This window comes from Streptosporangium sp. G11, assembly GCF_051192615.1.
In the GTDB taxonomy this organism is placed as follows: Bacteria; Actinomycetota; Actinomycetes; order Streptosporangiales; family Streptosporangiaceae; genus Streptosporangium.
Map to the genome: position 1 here is coordinate 1 of NZ_JBPJUQ010000248.1, position 2046 is coordinate 2046.

Annotated in this window: 2 protein-coding genes and 1 pseudogene; all 3 read left to right on the forward strand. The window is 63.1% G+C overall.

Annotation, left to right across the window (positions count from 1 at the left end; translation table 11 throughout):
* Positions 1 to 194: 194 nt before the first annotated feature.
* Complete coding sequence (locus ACSDR0_RS50240) at positions 195 to 728, forward strand: SRPBCC family protein (protein WP_435296071.1); 534 nt, start codon at positions 195 to 197, stop codon at positions 726 to 728.
* On the forward strand, positions 725 to 1288 hold the full coding sequence (locus ACSDR0_RS50245; RefSeq protein ID WP_435296072.1) for a dihydrofolate reductase family protein: 564 nt from the start codon (positions 725 to 727) through the stop codon (positions 1286 to 1288). Before ACSDR0_RS50240 ends, ACSDR0_RS50245 begins: the two co-directional genes overlap by 4 nt.
* Positions 1289 to 1584: 296 nt before the next feature.
* Positions 1585 to 1972: pseudogene (locus ACSDR0_RS50250) on the forward strand (helix-turn-helix domain-containing protein); the annotation flags it as partial.
* Positions 1973 to 2046: the final 74 nt, after the last annotated feature.

Consider the following 2046-nt stretch of genomic DNA (forward strand, 5'->3'; position numbering starts at 1 on the left):
CCACGACCGAGGCCGCCTAAGATCAACCCACGGCACCTACCTCGTCGAGCCTTTTACACCGCTCCGAGGACGCGACCCTCGACGAAGACTGCCCGGATGCGCGCCGTCCCCGCATCGAGGTCGATGTCACTGCGGCGGAGCGCGCTCACCTCGCCCCATCGCAGACTGGCGAAAGTAGTCAGGAGCACCAGGGCGTGGAAACGCCGGTCATGGGTGCAGTCGCCGACCGTCCGTGCCCATCTTCCACAGCGCCCGTTCGGCGTCCGCGCGTGTTCGACGCGCCACGTGAGCTCGTCTACCGAGCCTTCACCGATCCGGACCACCTGGCAGAGTGGTGGGGCCCGATGGGCAACTCGCTGCCGCGCGAGGAGATCGATTTCGACGTGCGTCCCGGCGGCTATCAGCGGTGGACGGAGGTCTCTGCCAACGAGCCAGACCTTCGCATTCACATCTACGTCAACCTCACAGACGTCACAGACGGCGAACTGCTTGAGGGCGTCATGCACGTAGCCGGCCAACTGCAGGAGGGCATCGAGCCGTTCGCAACAAGATTCCGATTCGAGTTCCACGACGAGGGCGAGGGACGCACGCGACTCGAGATCCGCCAGTGGCTCCCACCACACCTGGCGCGCCCCAGCGAGCTGGGTTGGCTCGAGGCGTTTACCAAGCTGGACGCCGCGCTAACAAGTGCCCAGATCGCGGCCGATCGTGAAGGTGTCGTGGCATGACCAAGCTGATCTACGTGACCAATATGACTCTGGACGGCTACATCGAGGACGAGCGTGGCGCCTTCGACTTCGGCCCGGTGGACGCCGAGGTGTTCCGGTCCCACACAGACCTCCTGCAATCCGCGGGCACGTTCCTTTACGGGCGGCGCCTATACGAAACCATGGCCGTGTGGGAGACCGACGCCACGCTAGCGGCACAGTCCGACCTCATGGCCGACTTCGCGACCGCCTGGCAGACAGCGAACAAGGTCGTCTACTCCACGACGCTGACCGCCGCGTCGACCGCCAACACCCGCATCGAACGCCACTTCGACCCCACCGCAGTGCGCGAACTGAAGGCCGCGGCCAGCAGCGATATCACCGTAGGGGGTGCGAACCTCGCGTCCCAGGCATTCAAGGCCGGGCTGGTTGACGAGTGCCAGCTGTACGTCTGGCCCACTGTCCTTGGTAGGGGAAAGCCAGCCTTACCGACCGACGCGCGCGCCGACCTCGAGCTCATCGATGAACGCCGATTCGGAAACGGTGTTGTACTCCTCCGGTACCGCCCTCTGGGACGGTGACTCGCGGCCCTGTCTGATTCGCCGGGCGCGAGCCTCCATGACGCGCGGAGCACTTAAAGCCGTTTTACCGAGAAAGGGAATCCATAGACTTATTCCCTTCGAGTATCGCAACTACAAGTTCCCCAAACTCTCTTCTTTGTTTATCTTTTTGTTCACGTGAAATAATGCGGCACGCTATTCCGGAAACTGTAACTCCATACTACAAAAGAGTCTTTATGCGGGAGTGTTGCGTCGAAGATAGGCCCGAGAGATCGCCGGTTGTCGACCAAGATCAACCTGTAAGCAGAGGCTTCGAGGTGCTGTTCTATCGTGCTGCGCTGCCGTTGTCGCACCAGAGCCTGACCTACCTGACCTACCTGACCGGCGTGATCCGCCGTCACCGAGCTGCGATCGGCTCGACCTGGCGCCGGCTCAATCCCGGGCCGTTAAACCATGCTGGTACTGGTCCACCTGCGCAAGGGTGAGACATTCGCCGAGCTCGCGGCCGGATTCGGAGTCGGGGCAACCACCGCCTGGCGCTATGTCCACGAGGCCGTGGCCCTGCTCGCCCATCGTTCGCCCACCCTGGAGCAGGCACTCCGCACGGCGACACGCGCCGGATACGCCTTCGTCGCGCTGGACGGCACGCTCATCCCCATCGATCGCGTGGCCGTCGACCGCCCGTACTACTGCGGCAAACACCAACGCCGGTAAGTTAAGCCGATTTACCGGGTTGACGTGGCAACGAGGCCCCTGAGACGACTGATTTCGACCAAGAG